General features: G+C 37.5%; 5 protein-coding genes and 1 pseudogene. All 6 read left to right on the top strand.

The window, feature by feature from the left end:
- Positions 1 to 717: ERAP1-like C-terminal domain-containing protein (locus tag GMD1S_RS11395; protein WP_000707600.1), on the top strand; the 717-nt coding region annotated here is incomplete at its 5' end.
- Between the two features lie 181 nt (positions 718 to 898).
- Positions 899 to 1,183, top strand: coding sequence for a helix-turn-helix domain-containing protein (locus tag GMD1S_RS11400; RefSeq protein WP_008283941.1), 285 nt, complete (start codon positions 899 to 901; stop codon positions 1,181 to 1,183).
- 50 nt (positions 1,184 to 1,233) lie between these two features.
- The gene (locus GMD1S_RS11405; protein WP_009013481.1) at positions 1,234 to 1,560 is read left to right on the top strand and encodes a DMT family transporter; all 327 of its coding nucleotides are present in this window, start codon (positions 1,234 to 1,236) and stop codon (positions 1,558 to 1,560) included.
- A 14-nt stretch (positions 1,561 to 1,574) separates the two neighbouring features.
- Complete coding sequence (locus GMD1S_RS11410) at positions 1,575 to 2,378, top strand: SDR family NAD(P)-dependent oxidoreductase (RefSeq protein WP_000502735.1); 804 nt, start codon at positions 1,575 to 1,577, stop codon at positions 2,376 to 2,378.
- Positions 2,379 to 2,535: 157 nt separating this feature from the next.
- Positions 2,536 to 2,990 (top strand): annotated as a pseudogene (locus GMD1S_RS11415) (hypothetical protein).
- A gap of 130 nt (positions 2,991 to 3,120) precedes the next feature.
- The coding region (ciaR, locus tag GMD1S_RS11420) for a two-component system response regulator CiaR (protein ID WP_000590633.1) at positions 3,121 to 3,740 on the top strand (620 nt) is incomplete at its 3' end.

Genomic DNA, 3,740 nt, shown 5'->3' on the forward strand with positions numbered 1-3,740 from the left:
CTGGTTGCTAAATTGGCTCGTCATAACTATGACCGTCTTGGCTTTGAAGCCAAAGATGGTGAATCAGATGAAGACGAATTGGTTCGTCAGTTGACCATTTCCATGATGATTCGTTCCAATGATGTAGAAGCTAGTCAAGTCGCTAGTCAAATCTTTGCAGCTCACAAGGAAAATCTTGCAGGACTTCCAGCAGCAATCCGTGCTCAAGTTCTCATCAATGAAATGAAAGACCATGAGACCAAGGACTTGGTCGCAACTTATCTGGACCTATATACTCATGCGACGGATGCGGTCTTTAAACGCCAGTTGGCAGGAGCTCTTGCATATAGTATAGATGCTGACAATATCCAAACCCTGATTGGCTCATGGAAAGATAAATTTGTAGTGAAACCACAAGACCTTTCTTCATGGTACCTCCAATTCCTCGGACACCAAGCTACCCAAGAAACTGTTTGGGTTTGGGCGCGTGAAAACTGGGATTGGATTAAGGCAGCCCTTGGTGGAGATATGAGCTTTGATAGCTTTGTCATCTTCCCATCGCATATCTTTAAAACAGAGCAACGCTTGGCAGAGTACAAGGATTTCTTTGAACCTCAACTCTCTGACCTTGCGCTTAGCCGTAACATTCGTATGGGTATCAAGGATATCGCAGCGCGTGTTGACTTGATTAAGCGTGAAAAAGCAGCAGTAGAAAAGGCTTTGAAAGCAAGTAAGTAATAGAGAAAAAACAGCGGATCTTGCAATCTGCTGTTTTTTGGAAGTCAGTATAAAGTGTCCATCCTGAAAATCGTGTTATAATAGCAATGTCAAAGAAATTTTACCTAGAATTGTATAGGATGTTAAAGAATTTCGTCTAGACAATTCGTGAAGAAAAGAATAATATAAATAGGAAATGCAGATGTTAGGAAAACAATTAAAATTATTTAGAGAACAAAATGGCTACAGTCAGAATCAAATAGCAGAATATCTGGGGACGACTCGTCAAACTATCTCAAATTGGGAAAATGATAAAACAATTATAGATAGTCATAGTTTGATTCGCTTAGCTGATTTTTATCAGATCTCTTTAGATGAGTTATGTGGACGAAAAAAGATTCCTGTTTACAAGAATTCAAAGATCAAGTCTATGATTTTAGCTAATGCTTGTACACTTTGGACCTGCTTCGCTTCCACTCATCGCTAAATCAATTGTTTTCCGACTAGCTTTTCAATTCTATTGATTCTAGGAGGACAATGATGTCTTACGTTTATTTAACTCTAGCTATTGTATCTGAAATAGCTGCTACAAGTCTGTTAAAACTGTCGCAAGGTTTTTCGAAAATGCTTTTTGGGATTCTTGCTTTAGTTTTGTATGGCTTGTGTTTTTTCTTTCTATCTTTGTCTTTGAAAGGCATACAACTAAATCTAGTCTATGCTATTTGGTCTGGTGTTGGTTTGGTTGGAACAACTGTGCTATCTATTTTGCTTTTTCATGAAAAAGTAACGTTCGCAAGTCTCTTGGGAATTGCTTTAGTTATTGTGGGGCTTGTTATATTAAACCTATCACAAAAGGTTCACTAATGAGGTAGTATGTTATGGGTGACAATTATTTTAAAAATAAAAGAGTCGTTATTATTGGTGCCAGTGGAAATTTGGGACAAGCCTATACACAAGCTTTTTTTCAAGCAGGTGCTCATTTATTTCTTTTAGGTCGCAATATGAATAAATTAGCCAGTTTTTCTGAGAATATTGCTTCCAAGATTCCGATTTGCTCAGTAGATATAACGAATGAAACTTCTATTAAAGTTGCAGTGTCTGAAGTTCAAAAGTGGTCGGATAATATAGATATTGTTATTAATGCAACGGGATTTGATGTACGAAAATCTTTATTATCTCACTCTGAGGAGGAGATCAATCAAACTATGACGATTAACCTAATAGGGGCTATCCTTGTCAGCAAACATTTTTTACCTTTGTTAAAAAATCAAAAAGGAGCAACCATTGTGCATTCAGGAGGTTTTGCAGATGGTAGGCTGGCCTTCCCCTATTATAGTGTAGATGTGGCGAGCCGCGCCGGACTTTTTTCTTTTATCGAATCAATGAACCGAGAATTAATACAGGAGCAGAAAAAGATGCATATAACTTATTTTTGCCCCAATGCAGCAGACACACCATCAGAAAAGCCTTATCATCCAGTTTGGAGAGAAATGGGGATCTCTATATCAAGTACAAATCAAGTAACCCAAGTTTTACTTAAAGGTATAAAATCTCGTAAAAGAGTGATTTTGATGGGACAAGGTACAAAGATTTTTACAACATTAAACCTTCTATCCCCAGCAATAGCGGATTATCTTTTACTGAGACGATACGGTCGTATTTTAAAAAAATATTTTGGATAAATTTTCTATTATTTTTCTAAGAATTTTCTCATATTTTAGTATTCTTTAAGAAAAAATAATTAAGATGTATGTAGCCTAAAGAAAGGATGTGGTGAATTCATGAAGTAGAACTTCTTCATTTTTTCACAGAAACTTAAAGCAGAAACAAAAATACAGAATGAATAAAGAGAAAATGATTGTTGTAGAAAAAGCACCAAGTGGAGGCTATCAGTAGTAGCAAGTGGTTCTTTAGTGGTCGGCTTGCTTGGTGGTTATATATTCGGTTCTTTGACTCAAAAATCAACAAATCAGCAGTCGACCGTTCAAACATCGAAAACCCAGCAAGATAATCAAGATGGCAATAATATGCAAAGTCACGGTGGACAACCGCCTCAAGGACAGGGTCAAAATAATGGCAATGGTATGCCACCTCAAATGAATGGTCAAGATGGACAAGGTGCTCCTGGCGGTAACGGTGGTCCTGGAGGGCCAGGAGGACAGCCGCCGCAAGGAAATAATAATCAAGAAAGCGGTAGCAATTCTATGAAGAAACCAGCCAATGCAGATGGAAGTACGAAGGACAAGGATAGCAATTCTAACCAAAATAATGAAGAAAACACTACAAAATCTTAATCCATTTGTTAAAGCCATGATATAATAATTAAAGAATTATACTAAGATCCAAAAAATGATACAAAAATTCTTTATTTTATAATAACCTTAGATGAAGCTGATTAGTATCTTATAGCAGGAGGAGAACAAGATGATTAAGATTTTACTAGTAGAAGACGACTTAGGGTTGTCAAACTCAGTATTTGACTTTTTAGATGATTTTGCAGATGTTATGCAGGTTTTTGATGGAGAAGAAGGTCTCTATGAAGCTGAGAGTGGCGTCTATGATTTGATCTTGCTTGACCTTATGTTGCCTGAAAAAAATGGCTTCCAAGTCTTGAAAGAATTGCGTGAAAAAGGAATCACGACACCAGTCCTTATCATGACCGCTAAGGAAAGTTTGGATGACAAGGGACATGGTTTTGAGTTGGGAGCGGATGACTACCTCACCAAACCTTTCTACCTAGAAGAACTCAAAATGCGGATTCAAGCCCTTCTCAAACGTTCAGGCAAGTTTAATGAAAACACCTTGACCTATGGGGATGTTGTCGTCAATCTTTCAACGAATGAAGTGAAGGTGGAAGACACGCCTGTGGAACTACTCGGAAAAGAGTTTGAATTGTTGGTTTACTTCCTTCAAAATCAAAATGTCATTCTTCCCAAGACACAAATTTTTGACCGTCTATGGGGATTTGATAGCGATACGACGATTTCTGTTGTAGAAGTCTATGTTTCAAAAGTTCGTAAGAAACTGAAGGGTACAGCCTTTGC

The sequence above is a fragment of the Streptococcus sp. GMD1S genome (assembly GCF_000296875.1).
Classification (GTDB): domain Bacteria; phylum Bacillota; class Bacilli; order Lactobacillales; family Streptococcaceae; genus Streptococcus.

Coding starts and splice junctions, on each gene's coding strand:
- GMD1S_RS11400 (WP_008283941.1), top strand. CDS start 899: ATGTTAGGAAAACAATTAAAATTATTTAGAGAACAAAATGGCTACAGT.
- GMD1S_RS11405 (WP_009013481.1), top strand. CDS start 1,234: ATGATGTCTTACGTTTATTTAACTCTAGCTATTGTATCTGAAATAGCT.
- GMD1S_RS11410 (WP_000502735.1), top strand. CDS start 1,575: ATGGGTGACAATTATTTTAAAAATAAAAGAGTCGTTATTATTGGTGCC.